Here is a 23284-nt window from a genome sequence, read left to right on the forward strand (position 1 = left end):
CCCACAGTGTGAAGAGGCTCGTCACACCCGCCGCCACCCCCCGTCCACCGGCAGGACCCCAGGCTGCATGTTCGCAGCGAGTCGTACGGGCTTCGATGATCAGGGCGACGTCCGCCTGTAGCGCGGGTGTTATTACCTCCGCAGCGGCGGCCAGGCCCAGGCCGTCGGGGCACCTGAAGCCCTTCGGGCTCAGGATCCTGACGGCGCAAATTATGTGAGCGCCCGACCAATTGCTTGGTTGATCGCTTGCTTGAGAAGGGGCCAGCCGCGTTCGAGGCCTCCGGCCCAGTTCCATTCGTAATGCTTGACGCCGAATTCGGCTGGCTCCGGTTGTCGTTCGGTGGCCTCGGCGATCTGGAGGTAGTAGATGCTGCGGGCGGCGAGCTTGGATAGTTCGTCGTAGCGGGCGACAGCTTCTGGATCGGTAGTATAAAGCTCGTCGTCGTAATATTGGCCGCCAAGTGCGACGTAGACGGCATTGACGAATTCGTCCGCAGTGGTCGGCAGGAGGTCAACCCGGCGGGTCATGGCTGGAGCCTTTTCGCCGATGGCCGTGTACAGCTTGGCAAGGTCGCCGTTGAACCAGTGGTTCGCCGCACCTGCGGCCGGCTTGGCGAACTGGCGGAAGGTCGGTGGTTTTCCTCGGACGGCGATAAGGCGGTTCAGTTCGCGGGTTACGGCGGTAAGTTCAGTGTTCCAGCGGAACCGGAGATACTCTGCCAGGTACCTTCGAGTCCAACCTCGCCGGTGGCGGGTGACAATATCGCGTAGTATCTCAAATCCATCTCGCCACTGCCGGCCACTGGATATGCGAATACGTACGCCTTCGACATCCGCGACATCGCTCTCTCGCGTGTCTGCGAGATCAGGTCGCGTCGTGCAGCCAGGTTCGGCATAGCCACCAGGCGGTCATGGCACCGAAGGTGCCCGCTGGGTCGATGCCGGTGACGGCGGCGAAGCGCCGGACCCGATTGCGAACCGTGTTGGGGTGCACGAAAAGTCTCGCCCCGGCGAGGTCGACATCGCGGTCGCTCTCCAGCCAGGCGAGCACGGCGTGCGCCACCGATTCGGCAGTCGGTCCGAGTGTCGCCCAAGCGGGCGCGTAGCGGTCGAGCAGCACCGTTGCCAGGTCTGCCCGCTCGGTCAACGCCGCCAGCCAGGCCACATCGGCAATGTGGATCAGCCCGGTGCGGCCGGTGGACTCGGCGGCGGTCAGGGCCGCGGTGGCGAGCCGCTGCACCGGCGCGAGTTTCTCCGGTTCGGCCGGACCGGCGAGCCCTGCCACGGCCCCGGTCCCCTTCAGGCGGGCGGACGGAGCCCGGGTCAGAACTCCGACCATCAGGTCGTCCACGGTTGCGCACAGCACCGGCGGGTGCTCGCGCACGGCTCGTTCGATGCCGGCGGCGGTCTCCCCGGGCCGGGCGACGAGCACCCACAGCCCGTCGGTGACCGGAAGGCCGGCCTCGGCGGCTGCCAGCGTGGCCGCCGAACCGCCCTGGAGCAGCCGCCGCAGCAGTGCCGTGTCCCGGCGCCCAGGAAGCGGATCCGTGGTGGCTCCGGTAGCCCGATGCGCGCTGATCAGCCGGGCCCGGACGGCCTCGGCCCAGTCGTCGTAAAGGTCCCGGACGTCCAGCAGTTGCTCGGCGCTGACGCCTTGGTCCCGGGCGAGTTCCCGGGCCCGGGCCCAGATCGCGCGCTCGGCGAAGTGGATCGCGCCCAGCACCGATTCGATCGGCACGCCCTGCCGGGCACGGGTGACACCGAGGTCCGCGACGAACGACAGCTCAGCTTCGGTGGGGCCGCGCCGTGCGGCCAGTGCGCGGGTTGCGGCCACCAGCAGAGCGCGGGTGTGCCCGGCGATGTCGGAGGTGGGCAGTGCGGAGACCTCCCGCACGGTGGTACGGACTCCGGCGACCACCGACGGCAGCAGTTCGTCATCGCCCACGACGCGTTCGATCAGGTCCACCACCGTCGTCCAGCCGTCCGGATGCGTCATCCTGTCATGCTCCCCGCCGTTGTGGTGCGCTACAACAAGAACCCGAAACTGCGTGGTCCACGCCATATGGTCGCCCCGTGCCAGGCCCTACGGTTTGGCGGAAGCTACAACCGTCGAGGAGCACCATGGCCGTTTCTTCGAGTCGGGTGGCGGTGATCGGTGCGGGAGCGGCCGGTCTCGCCACGGTGAAGGCGCTGCTCGACGCCGGTTGTGCGGTGGTGGCGTACGAGAAGGGTGACCGGCCCGGTGGCCTGTGGGTCAGGGACAACAGCAGCGGCCTGTCTCCGGCGTACGCCTCCCTGCACTTGAACACCAGCAAACGCCGCACCGAGTTCGCGGATTTTCCGATGCCCGCGGACTGGCCTGACTATCCGTCGGCCAGTCGCGTCGCCAGTTACCTGGCCGATTATGCGCAGTCGTTCGGGCTCATTCCGCACATCCGGTTCGGGAGCACGGTCACCCGCGTCGAGCGTGACCGGCTCTGGGCGGTGACGACCGAGTCCGGTGACACCGGGCGGTACGACGCCGTGGTGGTCGCGAACGGCCACAACTGGGATCCGCGCTATCCGGATCCGGCTTATCCGGGGACGTTCCACGGCACCCAGATGCACGCCCACGACTACCGCACTCCGGACGTCTTCCGGGATCGGCGGGTGCTGATCGTCGGCATGGGCAACTCGGCCATGGACATCGCGGTGGACGCCTCGCACGTCGCTCGGGGGCCGGTCCTGCTCTCCGCCCGGCGCGGCGTTCACATCGTCCCCAAGTACCTGTTCGGCCGCCCGGCCGACGCGACCGGCGGCGCCCTCGCCGTCCTGCCGTGGCGGCTGCGGCAGCGCATCGCCGAGACCCTGTTGCGGCTCGCCGTCGGGACCCCGCAGAGGTACGGCTTACCCGCCCCGGCCGGTGGCCTGTTCCAGAACCATCCGACGATCAGCGACACGATCCTGCACCGGCTCACCCACGGCGAGGTGACCCCACGTCCCGGCATCGAACGGCTGGACGGGGAACGGGTGATGTTCACCGACGGCAGCGCCGACCCGGTCGACGTGATCGTCTGGGCCACCGGGTACCGGGTGAGTATCCCGTTCCTGTCCCCGCAATGGCTGGGCCCCGACCCCCAGCAGCTGCCGCTGTACCAGCGGGTCTTTCATCTCGACGACCCCAGCCTGGCATTCGTCGGCCTGATGCAGTCCACCGGTGCCGCTTTGCCGGTCGTGGAGGTCCAGGCCAAACTGGTCGCCGCGTATCTCTCCGGCGGCTATGCCCTGCCCGGCATCGACGAACAGCAGCACGCCGTGCAGCGAGCCTTGCGCGCCGCCATCGCGCGGTGGGGCACGAACGCGCGGCCGCACATGCGTATCGACTTCGACCGGTACGTCGCCGACCTGCCCAGGGAGATCGCGGCTGGCCGGAATCGTCTCGCCGGGGGTGGACGCACCTTCACCGCCGAGGAGAGTGTGGTTTGAGCGCCCGAGACCCCCGCGGATTGCGTGTCCTCGTCACCGGTGCCTCCGGCACGTTCGGCCGGGCCATCTGTGCCCGGCTGGACGAGCTGGGGGCCCAGGTCGTCGGGTTGGACCTGGCCCCCCGTGCCGATGACCCGGTCCGGGTCCTGGCCTGCGACATCACCGACGACGACGCGGTGCCGGCGGTGGTACGCGAAGCAATTGACCAGCTCGGTGGGCTCGACCTGCTGATCAACAATGCCGGGATCGGTGGGCCCGCCCCGGCCGAGCTGGCGCCGGGCGCGGAAGTACGCCGCCAGCTCGACATCAACCTGCTGGGCACCTGGCGGGTCACCGCCGCATGTGTGGACGCGCTGGTCGCCTCTGGTGGCCGGATAGTCATGCTCAGCTCGCGGATGGCCGTCATGCAGTTGCCGCTGGCCGCTGCGTACGGTGCCTCCAAGCGCGCCCTGGTCGCGTACGCGGACGCGCTGCGTCTGGAGCTCGGCACCCATGTCGGCGTCACCTGCGTGTACCCGTCGGCGGTACGAAGCCCGATCCACGACTCGACGGCCGCGGCCGGGCTCTCGCTGGAGGGCATGAGCCAATACGAGCCGCTGGACGGGGTGGTCCGGACCGTGCTGCGCGCCGCGCTCAGTCGTCGTCCTCGCCGTGATCTACCCACCACCCGGCGGGGCGCGGTCGAGTTCTTCCTGGCCCGTCACCTGCCCGCGCTGACCGATCGGATCGTGGCGCGCATCCTCGCCGGCCGGGTCCGCTCCGGCGCGTTCCAGGGCGCCGAGCTTGCCGCGGGTGTGGTCGCACGGCACGAGGCGACCCGATGACGGCGCTGCGCGGGGCGGCGGGCGAGGTGCGGACCAGGGCAGGTGACCTGATCGCGTACGCCACCGGGTCGGTCGGGATGGGCGTCTGGGTGACCGTTCCCGGCCTGCTGTTGCTCTATTTCCTCACCAATACGCTCGGTGTCTCGCCGTTCCTGGCCGGTCTCACCCTGCTGCTGCCGAAGATCATCGACATCATCGTGCATCCGATGCTGGGCAGCCGATCCGACCGGGAAGCGCGCAGCAGCGGACACCGGCTCGGCATGCTGCGGGTCGGTCTGCTGCTTCCGGTGGCCATGGTAGCGATGTTCTCGGTGCCCGCCGGTTTCTCCGGCGCATCGGCGGCGCTCTGGGTGGGCGGCTGGTTCATCGCCGGCAACCTGCTCTTCGCGTGTTTCCAGGTGCCCTACCTGACCACCCCGTCCGATCTTCGAGTCGGGTACCACGAGCGCACCCGGGTGTTCATGTTCCGGATGCTTTTCCTCACCCTCGGGTTGCTTGGTGCCGGTGTGGCCGCACCGGCGCTGGTGGAGTCGGGACGGCGCGGCGACTACGGCTGGATGGCCCTGCTGCTCTCCGGCGTCATGGTGATCTCCGGGCTGGTCGCACTGACCGGGGTACGGCGTCTCACTGCCCACGCCGGTTTCCGGATGCCCGACCAGCAGGCGGCCCACTCGACCATCGGTGACATCGCGGTCGCCTGGCGGGATCCCGACTTCCGCGCGCTGGTGCTGTCCTACCTGTTCACCGGCACCACTACTCACCTGTTCCTCGCAGCGCTGCCGTTCTACACCAAGTACGTCTTCGAGAACTCTGGGCTAACCGCCCTGTTCATGGGGGCGTTCCTCGGTCCAGCGGTCGTCGCCGGACCGGTGTGGATGCAGGTGTCCCGGCGCATCGGCAAGCAGCGTGGCCTGCTGATCTGCCAGGCGGTCTTCGTGGCCGGTTCGCTGGCGCCGCTGCTCGGCTACGGCACCGGGCCGGCTGTCGCGGTGGTCGGCGTCCTGGGCATCGCGTTCGCCGGGCTGCAGCTGTTCGCGTTCTCGATGGTCCCGGATGCGGTCGCGGCCGCCGAGCAGCGCGGTACCGTCCGGGCTGGCGCCTACACCGGTGTCTGGACTGCCACCGAAGCCACCGGCACCGCAATCGGCCCGTACGTGTACTCGGCCGTGCTCGCCCTGGGCGGCTTCATCTCCACCACCGAGGGGCAGACCGTGACGCAGCCGGAGTCCGCCCACACCGCCCTGTTGATCGGCTTCACCGTGGTCCCGGCGGTGCTGATGGCCGCGGCGCTGACATTCCAAGTGCGCTGGAAGCTGGATCGGACACGCCACACCGGTTGAGCGTTGCGTGCTCAGGCCGGGCACCGGTCGCCGAGCGAAAGCTTGCATGGCCAGCGTCCCGAGCATCGGGCGGGGAGCCAGCAGCCAGAATGGGGGCTGACGTTGCCGGCATTGCGCCGGTTCGGCCTCGGCGATCACGCGGTGCCACCGCTGCCATAGCGTCCCGCACCGCCGCATCGACGGCTGATCAATCGGCGACGCGTTCGATGAGAACCCGGCGCACGCCGGCGTCGAGCAGCGCCTGGGCGCGGTGCTGGCCGTTGTTGCAGCCCTCCCGGCTCGGCCAGGGCGCATACGGACGGATCGTGTCGACCATGAGCGAGAACAAGGCCTCGTGTTCCCAAGGGCTGCGGCCGAGATCAGCCAGGGTCGATACAAATTGACCACAGGTTAGAGATCAAGCTAGGAGCGGCGCCGGAGCCAGAAGAACCCGAACGCGGTCAGCAAAATAGACAGGCCGAGGAACATTGACAGTTCGATCCACTGGAACGTCCAGTATCGGTGGCCCGGCTGGTGGAGGTAGTCGAAGTGCAGGTTCTGCGCGGTCGTGCAGGCGTCGCCGGCCTCCCGGTCGTCCGGGATGAGGCAGGGCTTCGCGTCCTCGCCGCGGTACGGCGTATCGTCCGCCTTGTACAGCGGTGACGAGAACTCGAGAGCCCAGCTCCCGTTGGCCGTGTATCCCTGGATGTCGAAGGTGTTGTCCTCCTTCAGATTCATCCCGACGCCGCTGTTGAGCACGTTGGCGTCGACGGCCACGGTGTCGGTGACCGGGGGCATCAGGTTCTGCCGGACAACCGTCGGGATCAGCAACTGGAGCCCGGCAAAGACGATCAGGGTGATCGCCATGGCCGGCAGCGTGCGCTTGACGATCATGCCGACCACGGTGCCGAGCACGAAGGCGAACAGCGCGTACCCGATCGGTACGATGTTGCGGGAGCCGAAGCTCAGCGCCGCGAACCGCTCACCAATCACCTCGTCGTACCGGCTTGCGCTCCACGTCAGCAGCAGGCTGAACAGGCCGGCCACCGCCATGCTGGCCAGGCCGATCACGGTGAGCTTGACTGCCAACCACTTGGTGCGGGTGACGCTCTGGTTCCACACCAGCCGATCGGTGCGCTGCTCCAGTTCCTGGGTCACCAGCGGGGCGCCCCAGAAGACCCCGATCAGGCCGGGTACGGCGATGAGCAGCACCACCATGACCGAGATCGCGTCGTCGTAGGTGGCCCGCAGGTCCAGCCGTGCGAGATAGCATGCCTGCTGGGTGCAGTTGGCGATCCTCGTGTCGTAGAAGTTGCGGATCTCGCTGCCCAGGTAGATCAGGTAGATCGCGAGGAGCGCGAGCGCCCCCGCGGCCACCAGTGTCTGGGCGCGGAACTGCCTCCAGGCCAGCCAGATCATCGGTCGGCTCCCGTCATTGCTGCGGTCGGCCCGACCGGGCCGGTGGTGGTGGCCCGGGTCAGATAGGCGAGGGTCATGTCCTCAAGGTCCACGGCCTCCGCCCCGGGAATTGGCGAGGTGGACCGTACGATCACCGACGACTCGTCGCGGCTGTTCTCGGTGTGGATCAGCTCGGCGTCGGCTGGCAGCCGGTAGGGGTCGCCCGCACGGCCGGTGATCCGGTAGTGGACGGCGAGCAGGTCCGACACGTCGCCGGAGACATGCACCCGGCCGTTGGCCAGCACGATCAGGTGATCGCAGACCTGCGCCAGGTCGCCGAGCAGGTGCGACGAGAGAATCACGCTCACCTCGAGCTCGTCGACGAAGTCGAGCAGGTCCCGCATGAACCCGCGCCGGGCCAGCGGGTCGAGCGCCGCCACCGGCTCGTCGAGGACGAGCAGTTCGCCCCGCTTGGCTGCGGCGACGGTCAGCGCGAGCTGGGCCCGCTGACCGCCGGAGAGCGAACCGGCCTTCTGCTTGAGGTCGAGCCCACGCTCGCGGATTCGCCGCTCGGCGAACGCTTGATCCCACTTCGGGTTCAGCCGGGCGCCGAGCTCGAGGTGGTCGGTAACGGTCAGTCGGCTGTAGACCGGCGCGTCCTGAGCGACGAATCCGACCCGAGCCAGCTGGTCCGCGCTGACCGCCGGCCGCTGACCGAGCACCTCGATGCTTCCGCTGGTCGGCGCGATCATGCCGGACGCCAACCCGAGAAGGGTCGACTTACCGGAACCGTTGGGACCGACCAGACCGACGATCCGTCCGTCTGGAATCGCCAGCGTGCAGTCGTCGAGCGCGAGGTGGCGGCGGTAGCGCTTACTGAGAGATTCAGTATGGATGGCCAGGGTCATCACATCCTCCTGCCTTGTTTCCGGGACTCTTGCTGTCAGTGAGAATTTGTAGACAGCGGGCGGTCACAGCACGGTCCGTGCCGTTGTGACCGGCTTGTGACAGGAGTCCTATTAGCGTCAGTCCGGAACCGTCGTCGACAGTTGAGTCACACAGACAGGAACGCGTGTCATGCGGGTACTCGTGGTTGAAGATCAGCCGGACCTGGCCGACTCGGTCGCTCGGGTGCTGCGGCGCGAGGGCATGGCCGTCGATGTCGCATACGACGGCGGGTCGGCGCTGGAGCGGGCGACGGTGGTCCCGTACGACGTGATCGTCCTCGACCGCGACCTGCCTGTGGTGCACGGCGACGATGTGTGCCGCACGCTGGTCAGCCAGAGATCGCTGAGCCGGGTGCTGATGCTGACCGCCTCGGGCACCATCGCGAACCGGGTGGAGGGACTGGGCATCGGTGCCGACGACTACCTTCCCAAACCTTTCGCATACGCGGAACTGGTGGCCCGGATCCGGGCGGTGGCCCGGCGCTCGCAGCCCCCAGCGCCGCCCGTGCTGGAGCACGGTGACCTGCGCCTCGACCCGGCGCAGCGCACCGCAACCCGAGCCGGGGCCCGGCTTAACTTGAGTCCTAAGGAGTTTGCTGTGCTGGAATATCTGCTGACCTGTGGCAGCCGGGTGGTGTCTGCCGAGGAGCTGCTCGACCGCGTCTGGGACGAGGCGACCGACCCCTTCACCACCACGGTGAAGGCCACCGTGAACCGGCTGCGGACCAAGCTCGGCGATCCGCCGCTGATCGAGACGGTGCCCCGCGCCGGATACCGGATCTGATCATGCGACTCGGACAACACCCTCTCCGCCTGCGGCTGACGCTGCTGTACGTCTTCGTCTCCGTGATGTCGAGCACAGTCCTGCTGGTGATCATGTGGGCGCTGGCCAAGAGCCTCAATCCCGTGACGCCGCCGCCGCTCCCGTCCGGCCCGATGTCCGGCCCGCCGTCGCCCGGCCCCGCCGCCGACGGCACGCTGCCCGCTATCGACGCGGCCGACACGGCCGGAAGCGGGCTGCTCCAGCCGCTGATCGCGCTGGCCATCATGGCCTTGATCTCGCTGTTCCTTGGCTGGCTGATCGCCGGCCGCGTGCTGCGCCCGGTGCTGACGATGACCGAGCGCCTGCGCCAGATCTCCGATCGCAACGTGCACGAGCGGCTGGCCCTGCCCGGCAACCGCAACGAGCTGAAGGATCTGGCCGACACCGTCGACGGCCTGCTCGGCCGGTTGGAGACCGCGCTCGACGCCCACAGGGGATTCGTCGCCAACGCCGCCCATGAGATGCGCACCCCGCTGACCGTGGAACGGGCGCTGCTCGAGGAACCGCTCATCGATCCGGGCGCCAGCTTGGAATCGTTCCGGCACACTTTCGAGCGGCTCCTGGTGATCAGCGATCAGCGGGGCCAGCTTCTCGAGTCGCTGCTCACCCTCTCCAGCAGCGAGCAGGGTCGGGCCGCGGACGAGATGGTTGACCTGACCGGACTGGTCGAGCTGGCGCTGCGCGAGCGGGCGCTGGAGGCCGAACGGCGCGGGGTGCAGGTGGTGACCTCGCTGCGGCCGGTGTCGGTGCTGGGCGATCCGGTGCTGCTCGGCCGATTGCTGGTCAACCTCTGCGACAACGCCATCCACCACAACGTGCCCGGCGGCACGGTCGCGGTCAGCATGCACCGGAAGATCGGCCGGGTGGTGCTCACCGTGGCCAACACTGGCGAGGTCATCTCCGCGGATCAGGTGGACCGTCTTTTCGAGCCGTTCCAGCGGCTGCACCGCACGGCTGACGGCGGGCATCACGGCCTTGGGCTGTCCATCGTCCGCGCGATCGCCCGGGCGCACGGCGCGGAGCTCACCGCGCACCCGCGGCCGCACGGCGGCCTCGTCGTCGAGGTGGTGTTCTCGATGGTGGGCGCCGGCGAGCTGGCGACGGCCGAGCAGCACTCCCTCGCCCGCCACCGGATCCGCCGGATCGTTTCCTAGTTGTCATCGCAGCGAGTACTCGTGGCAGATGGTCCGGGCCGCCACGCCTTGCTGATAAGCCAGGGTGACTGGCAGGTTCTCGTATTCGTTTGGTCGAGTGCTCCAACGCTCAGCGCGCTCGGTCACGGTCCGTTGACGTTGGCTCGCCATCGATACGGTTGTTAGATAGGTAGCGACCCCCACTACACGATTCGGTACCCGGGGCTGTCGGTGTAAGGAACGTGTCACCAGTCCGCAAACGGCGGCCATCACATTTGTTCGACGTAGTTGGCCGCGATGTCGTCGGGTCCTACGCCGACCTGCGCGAAACCAGAGGCCTCACGGCGTCTCAACTATCGGTAGCGTTACTCAGTCGAAGCGCTCAGCGGCCGACCCAGCTCGGACGCAGTTGAACCGAGGGGCACTTCGGGCCTTCACCTCACCGGACGACGTCCAGGTCGGAATCCGCTCGGGGGGAAGAGCTTTTCAATCCGGGTACGGTATCGTCCGGAGCGCAACGCATGGTGAGCCATTGAGCGATTGCTGCGCCGGTGAACAGACAGCATGCTGGCGGTATGTCTTCGTCGATCCTCGCCACGTTCCGCCGAAGCCGATCCGGGCGACTCGCGGTATCGGGGTTGGCCACAGTGCTCGGCGGATCCGCGGCCGCGCTGGCCAACTTCGTGCCCGCTCCGGTAGCGGCCGGATTCGGGCTGGTCGCCGGTATGGCCACCTTCACTGGAGCGGTGGTGTGGGAGCGGCGCGCCCGCGCCAGCGACTTCGACCGCCGCTGGGCCGATCTGACCACCACCGGTCCGGGCGGCGAAAACTGGCCCGACGACCACGGCACGCTGCTGGCACTACACCCCGAACAGCGCGTTGTGCCGTACAACCTTTCGCACGACCGGCTGGTCCGTGCCACGCTGCGCTGGTGTCTCGGTGCAGACGATATTCCGGTGATGTGCGTCGTGGGCCGGGCGGGAACTGGCAAGACCCGGCTGGCGATCGAGTTGACCGAGCATCTGCAGGACGCGAGCAGGCTTACCGGATGGCCGCGCAGCCGGGCCGCCGTGGCGGCGGTGGAGTGCACGGCCACGGCCACGGCACCAGCCGTGCTCATCATCGACGACGCGAACACCCGTACCGATCTGCCCGCGGCCCTGGCGACGCTGGCGGCGCTGAGCCCACAGCAACGGCCGAGGGTGATTCTGCTTGCCCGCGACTTCGGAAAGTGGTGGCGGCGACTGCGCGCCGAAGCCGACCATGAGGTGGCCCAGCTGCTGCCGGCCATCCCAGCGATCGAGGTGGGCCCACTGGCGCAGAGCCCGAAAAGTGTTCAGCAGGTGTTTCAGCGGGCGGTCAAAGCGTACGCGGCCTGGTCCGACACGACGCCCCCGACCGTGCGCGTGGACGAGGACCCGCGGCATAGCGCGATGCTGCTGAGCGCGGCCGCCTTCGTCGCGGTCGAGAACGAGCTGAACGGGCTCATCGCAGCGCGCACCGCCGTCCGCGAGGTCTTCCAGCTCGAGGAGCAACGCTGGCTGACCCGAGCAACCGAGGCGAACCTCGCGGACCTCGGGCTCCCCGTGCTACGCGCGTCGGTGATCGCCGCGGCCCTGTTCGGCGCGGCCGGGCCGCCGCAAGCGGCACGGTTAATGCGGCGCATTCCCATGCTCGACAGCGCACCCGACGCTCTGATCGACGACCTGGCACTGTGGGTCCGCAACCTGTATCCGCAAGAGGCCGGCGACCGGTGGTTACGGCCGCACCTGCCCGCTCGGCTGGTCGAGGGCTACGTGGTGGACAGCATCCGCGAACACCCGGGCCTTCTGGAAGCGATGATCGCCGATGCTGACGTTGACGACGTCACCGAGGCGTTGACCTTCCTATGTGCGGCGAGCAGCCACACACCGGCTGCAGCACACGTGCTGCTGCAGGTGGTCGGTCGCGATCCGGCACGATTCCTGCCGACGGTGATCGAACGGGCCGACCTCGGCGAAGTCGACACCGCCCTGGCCGAGTTCGCTGCGCAGTGCCCACTCAGCGATCAAGATCTCGCGGACATACAAGTGATTCTTCCTAATCCGGCGTTATCGTGTGCGGCCACCGCGGCCGTGTTGTGCCGCCGGTGGGCCGACACCGCGGCCAACGACGAGGAGCGCGCCGCGCGGCTGTTCACTGTCAGTCACCGCCTGTGGGAGGCGGGGAACCGCACCGAAGCGATCAACGTGATCGGGACCGTCTGCGACGTCTTTGAGGCCGCGGCGGACCGGGACCCGGACCGTTACCTGCCCCTGCTGGCCCGGTCGCTGCACAAACGCGCGATGCAGCTGCACATGACGAATCGTCTCGGCGAGGGTATGGCGGCCGCGCAAAAGGTGGTGAAGGCTTACGACACGCTGATGTCAGCGGATCCCGACCGCTATCTCGGCGAGTACACCGCGACCCTGGACGACTTGGGCACCTTTCTGTTCGCGGCGAACCGGTACGACGAGGCCATAAAGACCTCACGCCTCGCTGTCGATCTGCGGCGGCGCTCATTCGGAGGAGGCGGGACAGCATCCGATGTCTTCTCGCTCAGCATTGCGCTGACCAACCTGGCGACCCGGCTCGGGGCGACAGGGCAACTCGTCGAGTCCATCTCGGTGGGCCGAGAATCCCAGGAGCTGCTACAGCGGCTGGTGCGCATCGACCCTCGCGCCTACCTGGAGGAGTACGCCAAATCCCACACGAACATGAGCCTCCGCTACCGGCGTGTCCGCAACTTCGACGCGGCACTTAGCTCAGCTCAGGAGGGAGTTGACCTGCACCGCCAGCTGGTCAAGGCCAGCGGCCAGGAACTCACGCCGGCACTCGGCAAGGCACTGCACTGCTTGAGCTCCGCACAGGCCGACGTCGGCCGCATCCAGGAAGCGATCACCACCGGAGAGGAGGCCGTCGCACTGCTGCGAGATCACGCGACCCGGAGAGACGCGGACGAGGTCCAGCCGGTCCTCGCGGAGGCTCTGAACTCCCTCGGTGTCCGCCTCTCGGCTGCCAACCGGGATCAGGAGGCCGTCGAGGCGGTCCACGCGGCCGTCCGGATCGTGGCGAAGCTTTCCGAGTCGTCCGACGCCTTCCTTCGTGACTTTGCTAAATATCTCGGCAACCAGGGCCTGTTCCTCGGCTATCTCGGCCGCCACGACGAGGCGGAGCCGGCCTGCCGGGCCTGCGTGAAGGTGTGGGAGCAACTCGAGGCGAAGAACCCCGGCGCATTCCGTTCAGAGATCGCAGCAGCGCTGGACAACCTGGGTCTGAGCCTGCGCGCTCTCGCCGCCACCAGGAAGCGCTGGAGGTGACCGAACGTTCCGTGGCGCTGTTCGAAGAACTCCAAAAGGCGCTCCCCATGGTGTACGACCACGATCTCGGCATCGCGCGCAGCAACCTGGCCAAGTGCCGCGTGGCCGCTTCGACGGCAGCGCCTTTTCCGTCGCCGACCGATCCCGGCCACGTGCCGACCGACACGGCGGACTCAGAGCGCCGGGGGGCTACCTGAAGGCAACGGTCCTGCCTTCACAGCGCTTCCGCGGTCGGGGTCCAAGTTCGTGATTCTCGTGGCCCACGCTCAAAGCCGTCTCAACGGCAGCCAGACAGCATTCACGTTCTGTGCGCCCACGCCTACCTCGCCGTCACCGCCGCACAGGCCAAAAGGGGGCGCTGGATCCGATGACGGCCTCATTCCCCTCCCCTCGGCGAGGTCCGACGTCTCCTGGCACACCTGATCACCACCGCCCGACCCTTCGACCACATCCATTGATGGTCACGATGGCGACGACGACACCAATACTGCGCTAGAACAACCCACTACCAGCGAAGACTCCAACTCCACCAGGTGCGGCTGGAGTATTAACTACGCGGCGAATGTTCGGCGGATGATCGCTGAGGCGGAATGGAACGTCAAGAGAGTTGATTACCTGGGTATCCTGCGGCCAGAGCTCACCGCCGCGAGCGCTCATGTCGAGCGTCAGGCGATACTGTATCGATTCGACGTGCTGTGGGCGCTGTTTGCCGGTACGGATCTGCCGGCCGGTGCGCACTTGTCTCCGCCGATGCAACTGGTCGACGCCCGCTGGGCCGAGCAGCGGGAGAGGCGGATCGGTGGTCACAAACTCCATCCTGCCGCGCCCGGCACGCTGCCGGGCCAGGGCATCCATGATCAGCGGCGCTGCCGTGAGTGCCCTGGCCCGGAGTTGTCAGGTACCCGCTACCGGGTAGCCATGCCACGACCCGTAGTAGTTACTGCTGCTGCCTGGTTTGTCCTCAACGACCCGGAGGTTCGTCAGCACGTGGGAGAGTTCGTACGTGGTGCAGTCAACGCCCGACGTGTTGCTGCCGTAGATTACAGGTGCGGTCTGGTACGAGTACGACGCGCTGGTGTAGTACCCCGCCCAGACCCGGTGCCCGTCGTCTTCCGCGTCACAGATGGTGAGGACCCTACCGTTGTACGAATGTCGGGCGTAGTCGTTGCCCTGGCTCACGCCGTGGGCGCTCGCCGGGGTCGGTGCGGCCAACAAGGCCGCCGTGCCGATGCCGATTGCGGCCAGTAGCGCGCTGATCCTGCGTCGCATAGTCTCCTCCGATCCGAGTTTCGATTGACAGATTTCATCGATGGGTTGGGCTCCACCTCCCCTGGTCGGACAGGACGTGCGAGCTGAGAGCCGTGGTGACGTTGTGCGCCGCGACGGTGAGCGACTGCTTCACCCGATCCAGCTCGTCAACGTGGGACTCAATGAGGGTTCGCTGGGACTCGGCGGTGGCCTCCACTATGGTGTCCAGATAGCCGACCGCTGTCTTGCAGGCGACGTCCGCTCTGGCCACAGTGATCTCCTGGGGCGACGGTTTCGGGGCGCGGCGCCAGTGTTGGTCCCGGGCGGCACTCATCGGTGTCGAGTAGTGGTAGCCGGCCTCCGCCATGCAGGCGCTCCACGCGTCGAACATCGCGGTAACCCGGTCATCGGTGGCGGCCTCCCGCGCCGCCTCCTCCTTAAGGCGCGTGACAAGCGAAATGGTGGCCAGCGGACGGGTGTTGGCCGAAAGCTGGCGAGAGGCCTCACCCCGGCACCCCTGCGCCGGCACCGAATCGCCATCTATAGTGGATATTTGTCCGAAAAGCACCCCGGCCACATCCGCCGGAGGCTCGTGGTGGTGAGCGTGCTCCCGCGAGGCGATCAACCCCCGTGTGCTCCAGCGCGGCGGGTGGTAGCCATGCGCGACTGCCTGTGCCTCATCGACGAGCCCAAACCGCTCGGCCAGCCCTGCGGCGAGTATCGCCCGGCCGGCCAACAGGTCCGGCTCGTCCGGCCCGGACCAGGTCAGGCCGAACCGGCTCAGACACGACACCTCCAGTGCCGCCTGGGCTCGATCCGCCCGCTCCTGCTCCTCCGGGCTGATCACATAGTCGTCCAGTGGCAGGACAATTGAGGTGGCTGCCCCGGGTGGCGGCAGGTCCGGGACTCCAAGGGAGTGGTCCGCCTCCGCGGCGGTCCCCGAACATCCGGACGCCAACAACGCGGCAGTCAGGGTCAAGCCGGTCCACGGAAGTGCTGTCACCCGACCTCGTCGTCCCATCCTCGCCTCCTCCGGTGAGTGGCTGTGGCTGGGAACGAAGGTACGAAATCATGCCGTGTCACATCATCCATCCATCGATTGATGTATTGCTACCAGTGGTTGAACAAAGAGCACGTCGGGTAAACCCTCGTCGTAGGCGCCGCCGCCCGCCCCGTTAACCTTCGCGGGCATGCGAGCGGTGGCGCACCTGAGGCAACTGTCGGACCGGCATCCGCTGCTGGTAGATGTGGCGTTGGCGGGGGCGACCGCCGCGGTCAGCCTGGTGCTCGGCCGGCAGGATCCGCCGGAGCAGTTCCGCGAGCTCGACGGCGTGGGTTACGCACTGACATGCCTGGTCAACGCGACTCTGGTGGCGCGCCGGCGGGCTCCCAGCTCCGTGCTGCTCCTGTACTGCACACTCTGGGTGGGGTATATCGCCACCGGCTACTGGCCGGTGGTGAACAGCGCGGGAGCTCTGCTGGCGCTGTACACGGTGGCCGCCCACCGGCCATCCCGGATAAGCGTGACCGCCGCCGTTGTGGTGGCCACGGTATGGCTATACGGTGGACTCGCCCTCGGCACCGGCTTCGCGTGGGCTGCCTTGGCGCAGAGCGTGGTCTGGACTGCTGTCGTATGGCACTTCGGGAACCGCGCCCAGCAACTGGCGGAGCGCAACCGACGCCTCGCCGTACTCGCGGAGCGGTTGCGCCGCGACCGCGAGGAGCGGGCCCGCCGTGCGGTCACCGAGGAGCGGGTGCATATCGCGCGAGAGCTGCATGACGTGGTCGCGCACCACATGTCGGTCATCTCCGTGCAAGCGGGGCTGGCCAGGTACGTACTCGAGTCCGATCCGGTAACCTCGCGCACCGCGCTGGAAACGGTCCTGCGGACGAGTGGTGAGGCGTTGCGGGAGATGCGTCGGGTGCTGGCGGTGCTGCACGTCGACGCGGACGAGGTCGACGGTGCGCCCGACGGCGAGACCTACCAACCCTCACCGGGCATCGACCGCCTCGACGAGCTGGTGGAGCGGGTACGCGGGGCGGGCGTTCCAGTCGAGGTGGTGGTGGTCGGCGTGCCACGCCCCCTCGCGGCCGGCCTTGACCTGTGCGCGTACCGCGTGATCCAGGAGTGCCTGACAAACGTCCTGCGGCACGCCGGCCCGACCTGCGCCACAGTGACTCTGCATTACGACGCCGACCGATTCGTGGTTCGGGTAAGCGATGCGGGCCGCGGCATGGCCGAATCACGAGAAGACGCCAAGCCCGGGCACGGACTGATCGGGATGCGCGAACGCGCCCGAGTCTATGGTGGAACTCTCGTCACCGGCAGCCGGCCACAAGGTGGATTCGAGGTCTTGCTCACGTTACCCACGCCGGACGCGGAAGCGGAGTGGGCTGAGCCAGGGGAGGGCCGTGCATGACCAGCGTGCTCGTCGTCGATGACCAGGTGCTGATTCGCGCCGGGCTGGCCGCGTTGATCCATGCCGCACCGGGTCTCACCGTGGCCGGTGAGGCCGAGGACGGCCAGACGGCGGTGATCCAGGCGGAGGCTCGCCGTCCGGACGTGATCCTGATGGACATCCGGATGCCACGCCTGAACGGGGTGACCGCCACCGAACGCATCCTCGCCGACGCGACGCACCGTCCACGGGTCCTCGTGCTGACCACGTTCGACCTGGACGAGTACGTCTACGCCGCTCTGCGCGCCGGCGCCAGCGGATTTCTCCTCAAGGACACGCCACCGGATCGCCTCATCGCGGCCATTCAGACCGTGGCGGCCGGTGACATGCTCTTCGCCCCCACGGTCACCCGACGCCTGATCGAGGCATACACCCGAGACTCCCACCTCCCCGAAACGCCACTACCTGACCTGCGGGGGCTCACCGCTCGCGAGATCGAGGTGCTGCGGCTGGTCGGCACCGGCATGACCAACGGCGACATCGCACGCGGACTGGTGGTCAGCGAGGCGACGGTCAAGACCCACCTACATCGGGCGATGACCAAGCTTAGCCTCGCCAGCCGAGCACAGGCCGTCGTGGTTGCGTACGAGAGTGGCCTGGTCACCCCGGGACGCGACGCCACGCCCGGCTCCCGGTCATGAACTCACGGGCGCCGCTCGCGTGCGATCGCCGCGGCCAGGCCGGCGAGCACGGTCACCGCCGCCACCAGTACCATCCGGCCGACCGGGACCGCGGTGGTACGTCATCGGCCGCCGCCGAGAGCAGGGCGCGCTCGTGTGCTCGTTCGACCTGCTCGCCGACGCCAGCGGCCGGGTTACCTGGGCGTGAGTCGCAGCTCGCCGCGAACGACGATTATGGATTGGTGGTCGACGTCGCCCCACCGACACGAACCCCCATGCCTGTGGCGGGCGTGCAGCGATGGGTAGGAGCGCGCCGCTCCCTTGGTGACGGGTGTTCTGCTGGTAGGGAGCGGGACGCGATGGACTGGCGCGCCCTGTCGGCCCCCGTTTACCCCCCGAAAACCCCCGCCCGTGAGTGACAACCAGTGACAAGTAGCGATCATCGCTTAATCATGTCTGCGCAGCTCAGTGCTGACTTTCGGCAGCCAATGACAAGGTCGGAATGGCTACTGGTGGTAACGAGGGGTCGTCGGTTCGGCACGGGCACTGGCTGTTGATCCGCCGCAGCATCACCGACCCCACGGACCTGGCCTACTACCTGTGCCTCGGACCCGCAGGCACCCTCGACGAATCCCGACCGGTCGCGCCGTGCCGGCAAGTTATCTGAGCACGGCCGACGCTACTGTAGCCCGCGACCTGCTCGAGCACGGATCGGTCATGCTGGCCAGGCGCACGGCCGGTGCTACGCAGGGGTGTCGTCTTGCCGGGCCGGCCCGAAGAGAGTCATGACGAGCGCCACGGTGCTGAAGAAGCCAGATCCCAAGGCCAGCAGAAGTGAGGGCACGAAGGCAGATGGCGGTGGCACCCAGCCACCAAGCACCCACGGCAGCGTGACAAGGACGGCGACCGCTGCCGTGGAGATGATTTCGTTGACAACGAACGCGGTCGAGATGGCTGAGCTGCCGCGAGCGACTATACGGTGGGTCGTGTCGGCAGTTGCGGCAACGAGCAGGGCCGAGAGCGCGATGAAGGTAAGAGCACCCCATATCGGCTCCAGGCCGGCGAGTGTGAGGGACACGATGAGCGGCACGGCCAAGACCAAAAAGACCCACCGCACTCCAGAGCGGAGGTAACGGTCGGCCGCAGCTGCGCCCTGGCGGGTCTTGTGCAGGTCCGAGTCGAGGTAGAAAAAGATTCCAATGAGGAATGTGCCGATAAGCGTGCCAGCAACTTCTGTCATAGTCAAAAAGAACTCGGCGCTAGTTTCTCGCATTGCGACCGACTCCACTTCAGCCTGGAAGATCTTCCGAGACCCAACGACCGGAGGACTCCAAAAGACACGCCCGCCGCCGCGACAGACGGCCTCGCCATGCGCGAAACCAGAACCCCATTGATCTGCAGCGAACATATATGCCAACGGAAGAACCCGGCGCGACGCGCGAATCATCGAGGACGGAAAGGAGGCTGGAAATGGAATCGGTCCTGGTAGCAGTTGTTGGTGTTGTGGGCACGCTATTTGGCTCAGGCTTGACGGGGTTCCTGTCACAGCGACAGGCCAGGTCGGAAGCGATACGCCACCTGGCGGTACAGGAAAGGCAGACTGCCGCAGCGGCCCTGTCATCTGCGGCGGCGGCGATTCTCGACTACCGAAGTATAGAACTCAGCCGGCTACACAGGGTGTGGGAGAAGCGCGCCGACGGGAAGGACATCTCGTTCGGAGATGACGAGTTGTCCACAAAGGTGCGAGAGGCGCGACGAAAGGCATGGCAGGCGGTATTCCAGTTCCGCACTATCTCGGACAATGCTAGCTTGCATGAACGGCTCGAGTCATTGCTCGAAGAATTAACGTCGCTCAAAGAGGCGTCCTCCCTGGAACAAGCCGTTAGGCAGTCACGAGAGGCGCGTTCGGAACTTGCGGGGTTGTTGGACGGTTTCCGAAGTGCGCGGAGCGGTGGGATGCGGGGTGACTGACGCAGAACGAAGTTCACCACCGTTACGCTCTCCCGAGCGGCCATTCTTCTCGATAGTCGTGCCTGCATACAACGAGGAAAGCTATCTTCCGAAGACACTCTCATCGATCCAAATTTCGGCGCAGAGGACTGGAGTCCGGTTCGAGCTTATCGTGGTGGATAACGCCTCCTCCGATCACACTCGGATAGTAGCCCAAGTTGCCGGGGCCACTGTAGTGAGGCATGGCCAGCGAGGAGCAGGGGCGGCAAGAAACGCCGGAGCGCGGGCAGCGGTTGGCGACTATCTCGTCTTTATCGACGCAGACGTGACAGTTTCGGAATATGCCTTCTCGATATTGGTCGGGGAGCTCGATAGGCGACCAATCAGAGTTGGCGCTTTTAGAGCGATCTACATGCCGAAGAAGCTTGGTTCATGGCTTCTGTGTGCGTACTGGGATTGGAAGCGCAGTCGCGGAGGGCCATGTCAGGGCGTTAGTCAGATCTTCAGGCGAGACTTATTCGATGAGGCGCGCGGCTATGATCCCGAGTTAGTGATGGGTGAAGATGCTGATTTGTACCGAAGGGCCAGTTCTAAGGATCTCGAAGACGGCGGAGTTGGGGGGGTGCTGATTCAAGATGCAATCGTATGGCCATCATGTCGTAGGTATGACGCGTGGCCCAGCTGGCGAATGTTTACCATACAAAATTCTCTAGCGGTGAGGTTCTTTCCTCGAAGCGAATGGGTATGGCGCGCCTGGCGACAGGGGTCGATCAGGTGAAGTGATCGGCAGTGGGTCAAGGAGTCCGGGCGGTAGCGCTACCGGTCCGTTGGTAACTCGAACCAGGCAAAGGCTTCTTGAAACTAAACGCTCCCTGAAAAAGTACTCATAGAACGCCTCCACGAACTCATCATCCAAGTACTCGCCCGGAAGGTCTGCCCGTCCACTGTGTCGGCCTCGGAGGATCTTAGTGTCGGCGATTAGAAGAATCGTGATGTCTGGCACCAGGTAAGACATGTTGGACAGGGAAGCTCTGGCCGTCGGATAGCTGCCGTACCCCTTCAATAGATCAAGGGCGTAACAATGTGCTAAAAGCGTGTCAATGGTTCTATCGAGGAGCAGGGTGGTACGGGATTGTATGGTGGGAGGAGTAACCACTCGATGTCGTTCGAGATTAGCAAAGTATCGGAAGGCTGCGACCTGTCCAGCCGTGGAACCTGGATCAAACGGCGGCGTTTGATCGCCTTGGGCAGCCGTGACATATTCAGAGCAATGGACCACTGATCTGTGACGGCCAACCAAGTCCGCTATGAGGGTTGACTTCCCCGAAAGACACGGCCCCTCGATGCCGATAATCCTCATTTTCACATTGTACCGTTGATATCACAGTTCAGAAACGCGGTATGAAGAACCCGCTCAGCGAGGTATCCGGGTCGCCGATTTGGGCTCAGGGGACCACGGCGGTCAGGTGCGCCGTCCGGTAGCGCTCCAGGCCGTGCAGTCGGCCGCATGCCGCCCATACCTCGCGCGGACCGTGAGGTCCCCACCTGGTCCCGCTGGCTGCCTCGGCTTGTCCATTGTGGTCGTCCCTTTCGCCCGTCAACCGGTCGGAGATGCGCGGTGGCTGTACTGCTTGCGCGACCGTCAGAGTGCGGGCCACACCACGATCATGGTTGGGATGGGAGCACCCATTGTTTCGGGGTTCACGGCTGGCAGCGGGACCCAGTCCACCGAAACCAGGCTCGGGCAATCGCAGGGCAGTTCGTCGTGGCCGACCCGGGGCTCACCGTCGGCCACAGTCACCGCGAAGCATGCCGTGAGCCCTGACGGATAAGGCACATCAATGAGGTAGCGAGTACTGAGTGGGGTCAGTCCGACCTCTTCCTCAACCTCGCGTCGCACGGCTTCCTCGGGGGTCTCTCCGTCCGCAATGCCACCGCCTGGGAGCGTCCAGTACTCCAGGCCGTCGTGTCGCCCGGACGGTCCGAGGCTTCGCTCCCGAACCATCAGTACGCAACCATCGCGAACGATCACCGCTGCCGCTCGTCTGCGTTCCGTCACCCGTAGATCATCCACCGCACCCGCCTCTCTGCCGGCTTCGATGCTCCGACGAAGGGTTTCTGACCTGCGGACGCTGCCCGGAGCGGCTGGCCCTCGGCCGGGTGCTGCGGGATCGCACGGGTGCTCCGCTGCTGTTTCGTGCGGGCGACCGAAAGCAGCAATTCCCGGCAACCGGAGCTGAACAGGGCGGCCTGGCGCTTCCTGACTGTGCACTTCGAACATCCGACGCGGGTCGTCGCGTATCCGGCCGGGGGCGTGGTCGCGCCGACGGCCCGGGGGATGCGGGCTGGGTGACCGTCGGCGGTGGTGCGTCGGATGGCATGTCGCTCGCCGGGTACGTTGCTGACTTCACCGGCTGATCTGGCTGGATCGCGGCTGAGGCGGCCGGGGGAGAACCCGCCTGACGACACGTAAACCTGCTCAGCAGGACGGCGTGGGACTCGGCGTCAAGTGGAAGGCCGGTCACTGTTTCTGCTCGACGTGAGGGCGCTTCGGGCCCGGTCCCCGGTCCAGGCCGCTTCGAGGATCGCGGTCAGGCTGGCGGTGTCGGTCGGGCCTGGATGGTTCTGGATCAGGCGGGTGACGCCGCTTGCCATCTGCGCGAAGCGGGGGAGGTCGGCGCGGGCCACCCCGATGTCCGCCAAGGTGGGCGGGATGCCGATGTCGGCGAGGAGTCTGTCGAGCCAGGTGAGGAACGTGTCCGCGGCCTCAGCGTCCGAGGCGTCGGTCACGTCGAGCCCGCAGACCCCGGCGAGGATGGCCAACCGGTCGGCGACGGCGTCCTTGGCCGCGTCCAGCGCGTACGGCAGCAGCAGCCCGACGCCCAGGCCGTGCGGCGTGTGCGTGGCTGCGCCGATGGGGTACTGGAGAGCGTGCGGGGCCGCGTTGCCCGCGTGGGAGAAGGCGATTCCGGCGAGCATGGACCCGTAGGACATGTCTGCCCGCGCGTCCGTGTCGCCTCCGTCCCTGACAGCACGATGCAGGCTACGGGCGATCCGCTCCGCGGCCAGGAGCGCGTAGTGGTCGGTGATCGGGTTGCGGCCGAGGAACACCTGCTCCACCGGGTCGCGCGGTCCGTGGGCCCGGGGCCGCGCGGTGTAGCTTTCCACCGCGTGACAGAACGCGTCGATGCCGGAGTGGGCGGTGACGGTCGCCGGGCAGGTGTACGTGAGTTCGGGGTCGACGATGGCGAAGTCGGGCACGATGTAGACGCTGGAGACCCCCACCTTCAGCTCGCGGTCCGGGTCGGTCAACACCGAGACGGGTGTGAGCTCGGAGCCGGTGCCCGACGTCGTCGGGACAGCGATGAGAGGGATCGTCGGCCCCGGCACCTTCGACTCGCCGTAGAAGTCGCGTGGCGTCCCACCGTGCCGCCGGATGACGCCGACGATCTTGGCGAGGTCGATGACCGTGCCACCCCCGATGGCGAGGATCACGTCGGCGTCCACCTCTGCGGCGGCTGAGACAGCCAGGTCGACATCGGTGAGTGGCACGTCCGGAGTCGCGTCGGAGAACACCTTGACGACGTCGGCCTTCTCCTGCACGGCGGCCACGATCTCGGCCACGCCCGGCTGCCGCAGAAGGACCTGGTCGGTCAAGATGAGGACGCGTGAGCCACTCTCGGCCACCACTCGTGGGATGTTCTGTGCGACCCCTTCGCCCACTATCAGCTGGCGTGGTCCGCGGACGGTCTCAAGCATG

General features: G+C 66.9%; 21 protein-coding genes. 11 read left to right on the forward strand and 10 right to left on the reverse strand.

Annotation, left to right across the window (positions count from 1 at the left end; genetic code table 11):
- Positions 1–210: 210 nt before the first annotated feature.
- A complete protein-coding gene (locus Vse01_RS19470; protein WP_093409689.1) occupies positions 211–528 on the reverse strand; it encodes a hypothetical protein in 318 nt (105 codons plus the stop codon).
- Positions 529–865: 337 nt separating this feature from the next.
- On the reverse strand, positions 866–1996 hold the full coding sequence (locus Vse01_RS19475; RefSeq protein WP_093409686.1) for a PucR family transcriptional regulator: 1131 nt from the start codon (positions 1994–1996) through the stop codon (positions 866–868).
- Positions 1997–2121: 125 nt separating this feature from the next.
- Between Vse01_RS19475 and Vse01_RS19480 the strand changes: the two genes are divergently transcribed.
- From Vse01_RS19480 to Vse01_RS19490, 3 genes are read left to right on the forward strand one after another with little or no spacing between them, the layout of a single operon-like run.
- Positions 2122–3465, forward strand: a complete 1344-nt coding sequence (locus tag Vse01_RS19480) for a flavin-containing monooxygenase (protein WP_093409684.1) — start codon at positions 2122–2124, stop codon at positions 3463–3465.
- On the forward strand, positions 3462–4289 hold the full coding sequence (locus tag Vse01_RS19485) for an SDR family NAD(P)-dependent oxidoreductase (protein WP_232511420.1): 828 nt from the start codon (positions 3462–3464) through the stop codon (positions 4287–4289). The genes Vse01_RS19480 and Vse01_RS19485 overlap by 4 nt, the downstream gene beginning before the upstream one ends.
- Positions 4286–5629 carry an MFS transporter gene (locus Vse01_RS19490; RefSeq protein WP_093409679.1) on the forward strand — a complete coding sequence of 448 codons (1344 nt, stop codon included), beginning with the start codon at positions 4286–4288 and terminating at the stop codon, positions 5627–5629. Before Vse01_RS19485 ends, Vse01_RS19490 begins: the two co-directional genes overlap by 4 nt.
- 187 nt (positions 5630–5816) lie before the next feature.
- Here the strand turns inward: Vse01_RS19490 and Vse01_RS29640 are convergent, their stop codons facing one another.
- From Vse01_RS29640 to Vse01_RS19500, 3 genes are all read right to left on the reverse strand, one after another.
- Positions 5817–5945 (reverse strand): hypothetical protein, encoded by a 129-nt coding sequence (locus tag Vse01_RS29640; protein WP_275415510.1) that lies wholly within the window; start codon positions 5943–5945, stop codon positions 5817–5819.
- 86 nt (positions 5946–6031) lie between these two features.
- Complete coding sequence (locus tag Vse01_RS19495; RefSeq protein ID WP_093409676.1) at positions 6032–7027, reverse strand: ABC-2 membrane transporter-related protein; 996 nt, start codon at positions 7025–7027, stop codon at positions 6032–6034.
- A complete protein-coding gene (locus Vse01_RS19500; protein WP_093409674.1) occupies positions 7024–7914 on the reverse strand; it encodes an ABC transporter ATP-binding protein in 891 nt (296 codons plus the stop codon). The genes Vse01_RS19495 and Vse01_RS19500 overlap by 4 nt, the downstream gene beginning before the upstream one ends.
- Before the next feature lie 169 nt (positions 7915–8083).
- Between Vse01_RS19500 and Vse01_RS19505 the strand changes: the two genes are divergently transcribed.
- The 4 genes from Vse01_RS19505 to Vse01_RS19520 all read left to right on the forward strand — a co-directional run bounded on the left by Vse01_RS19505 (position 8084) and on the right by Vse01_RS19520 (position 13444).
- Entirely contained in the window at positions 8084–8737 is a 654-nt protein-coding gene (locus Vse01_RS19505) for a response regulator transcription factor (protein ID WP_093409671.1), read from the forward strand.
- Positions 8738–8739: 2 nt separating this feature from the next.
- Positions 8740–9930, forward strand: a complete 1191-nt coding sequence (locus Vse01_RS19510) for a sensor histidine kinase (protein ID WP_093409667.1) — start codon at positions 8740–8742, stop codon at positions 9928–9930.
- Between the two features lie 554 nt (positions 9931–10484).
- Positions 10485–13247, forward strand: a complete 2763-nt coding sequence (locus tag Vse01_RS19515; RefSeq protein ID WP_139233232.1) for a tetratricopeptide repeat protein — start codon at positions 10485–10487, stop codon at positions 13245–13247.
- Positions 13244–13444 carry a hypothetical protein gene (locus Vse01_RS19520; protein WP_139233231.1) on the forward strand — a complete coding sequence of 67 codons (201 nt, stop codon included), beginning with the start codon at positions 13244–13246 and terminating at the stop codon, positions 13442–13444. Before Vse01_RS19515 ends, Vse01_RS19520 begins: the two co-directional genes overlap by 4 nt.
- A 697-nt stretch (positions 13445–14141) precedes the next feature.
- Here the strand turns inward: Vse01_RS19520 and Vse01_RS19525 are convergent.
- Together Vse01_RS19525 and Vse01_RS19530 are read right to left on the reverse strand one after the other, a co-directional pair.
- Positions 14142–14516 (reverse strand): hypothetical protein, encoded by a 375-nt coding sequence (locus tag Vse01_RS19525; protein ID WP_093409660.1) that lies wholly within the window; start codon positions 14514–14516, stop codon positions 14142–14144.
- Positions 14517–14550: 34 nt separating this feature from the next.
- The gene (locus tag Vse01_RS19530) at positions 14551–15342 is read right to left on the reverse strand and encodes a hypothetical protein (protein WP_093409658.1); all 792 of its coding nucleotides are present in this window, start codon (positions 15340–15342) and stop codon (positions 14551–14553) included.
- Between the two features lie 343 nt (positions 15343–15685).
- On the opposite strand from Vse01_RS19530, the gene Vse01_RS19535 reads away from it, so the two are divergent.
- Both Vse01_RS19535 and Vse01_RS19540 read left to right on the forward strand, forming a co-directional pair.
- The gene (locus Vse01_RS19535; RefSeq protein ID WP_093409655.1) at positions 15686–16915 is read left to right on the forward strand and encodes a sensor histidine kinase; all 1230 of its coding nucleotides are present in this window, start codon (positions 15686–15688) and stop codon (positions 16913–16915) included.
- The gene (locus Vse01_RS19540) at positions 16912–17595 is read left to right on the forward strand and encodes a response regulator (protein ID WP_093409652.1); all 684 of its coding nucleotides are present in this window, start codon (positions 16912–16914) and stop codon (positions 17593–17595) included. Before Vse01_RS19535 ends, Vse01_RS19540 begins: the two co-directional genes overlap by 4 nt.
- Positions 17596–18316: 721 nt before the next feature.
- On the opposite strand, the gene Vse01_RS19545 is transcribed toward Vse01_RS19540, so the two are convergent.
- Positions 18317–18814: a hypothetical protein gene (locus tag Vse01_RS19545; protein ID WP_204019257.1), complete on the reverse strand. Its 498-nt coding sequence runs from the start codon at positions 18812–18814 to the stop codon at positions 18317–18319.
- Positions 18815–19044: 230 nt separating this feature from the next.
- Between Vse01_RS19545 and kilB the strand changes: the two genes are divergently transcribed.
- Together kilB and Vse01_RS29820 are read left to right on the forward strand one after the other, a co-directional pair.
- Positions 19045–19545: a plasmid transfer protein KilB gene (gene kilB, locus Vse01_RS29950; RefSeq protein WP_507762951.1), complete on the forward strand. Its 501-nt coding sequence runs from the start codon at positions 19045–19047 to the stop codon at positions 19543–19545.
- A gap of 58 nt (positions 19546–19603) precedes the next feature.
- Positions 19604–20302: a glycosyltransferase gene (locus Vse01_RS29820; RefSeq protein ID WP_373870686.1), complete on the forward strand. Its 699-nt coding sequence runs from the start codon at positions 19604–19606 to the stop codon at positions 20300–20302.
- 864 nt (positions 20303–21166) lie between these two features.
- Here the strand turns inward: Vse01_RS29820 and Vse01_RS29645 are convergent.
- The gene (locus Vse01_RS29645) at positions 21167–21805 is read right to left on the reverse strand and encodes an NUDIX domain-containing protein (protein WP_275415511.1); all 639 of its coding nucleotides are present in this window, start codon (positions 21803–21805) and stop codon (positions 21167–21169) included.
- A 224-nt stretch (positions 21806–22029) separates the two neighbouring features.
- Positions 22030–23283 carry an iron-containing alcohol dehydrogenase gene (locus Vse01_RS19560; RefSeq protein WP_093409645.1) on the reverse strand — a complete coding sequence of 418 codons (1254 nt, stop codon included), beginning with the start codon at positions 23281–23283 and terminating at the stop codon, positions 22030–22032.
- Position 23284: the final 1 nt, after the last annotated feature.

Origin of the sequence: Micromonospora sediminimaris (assembly GCF_016863575.1) — a bacterium.
GTDB lineage: Bacteria > Actinomycetota > Actinomycetes > Mycobacteriales > Micromonosporaceae > Micromonospora > Micromonospora sediminimaris.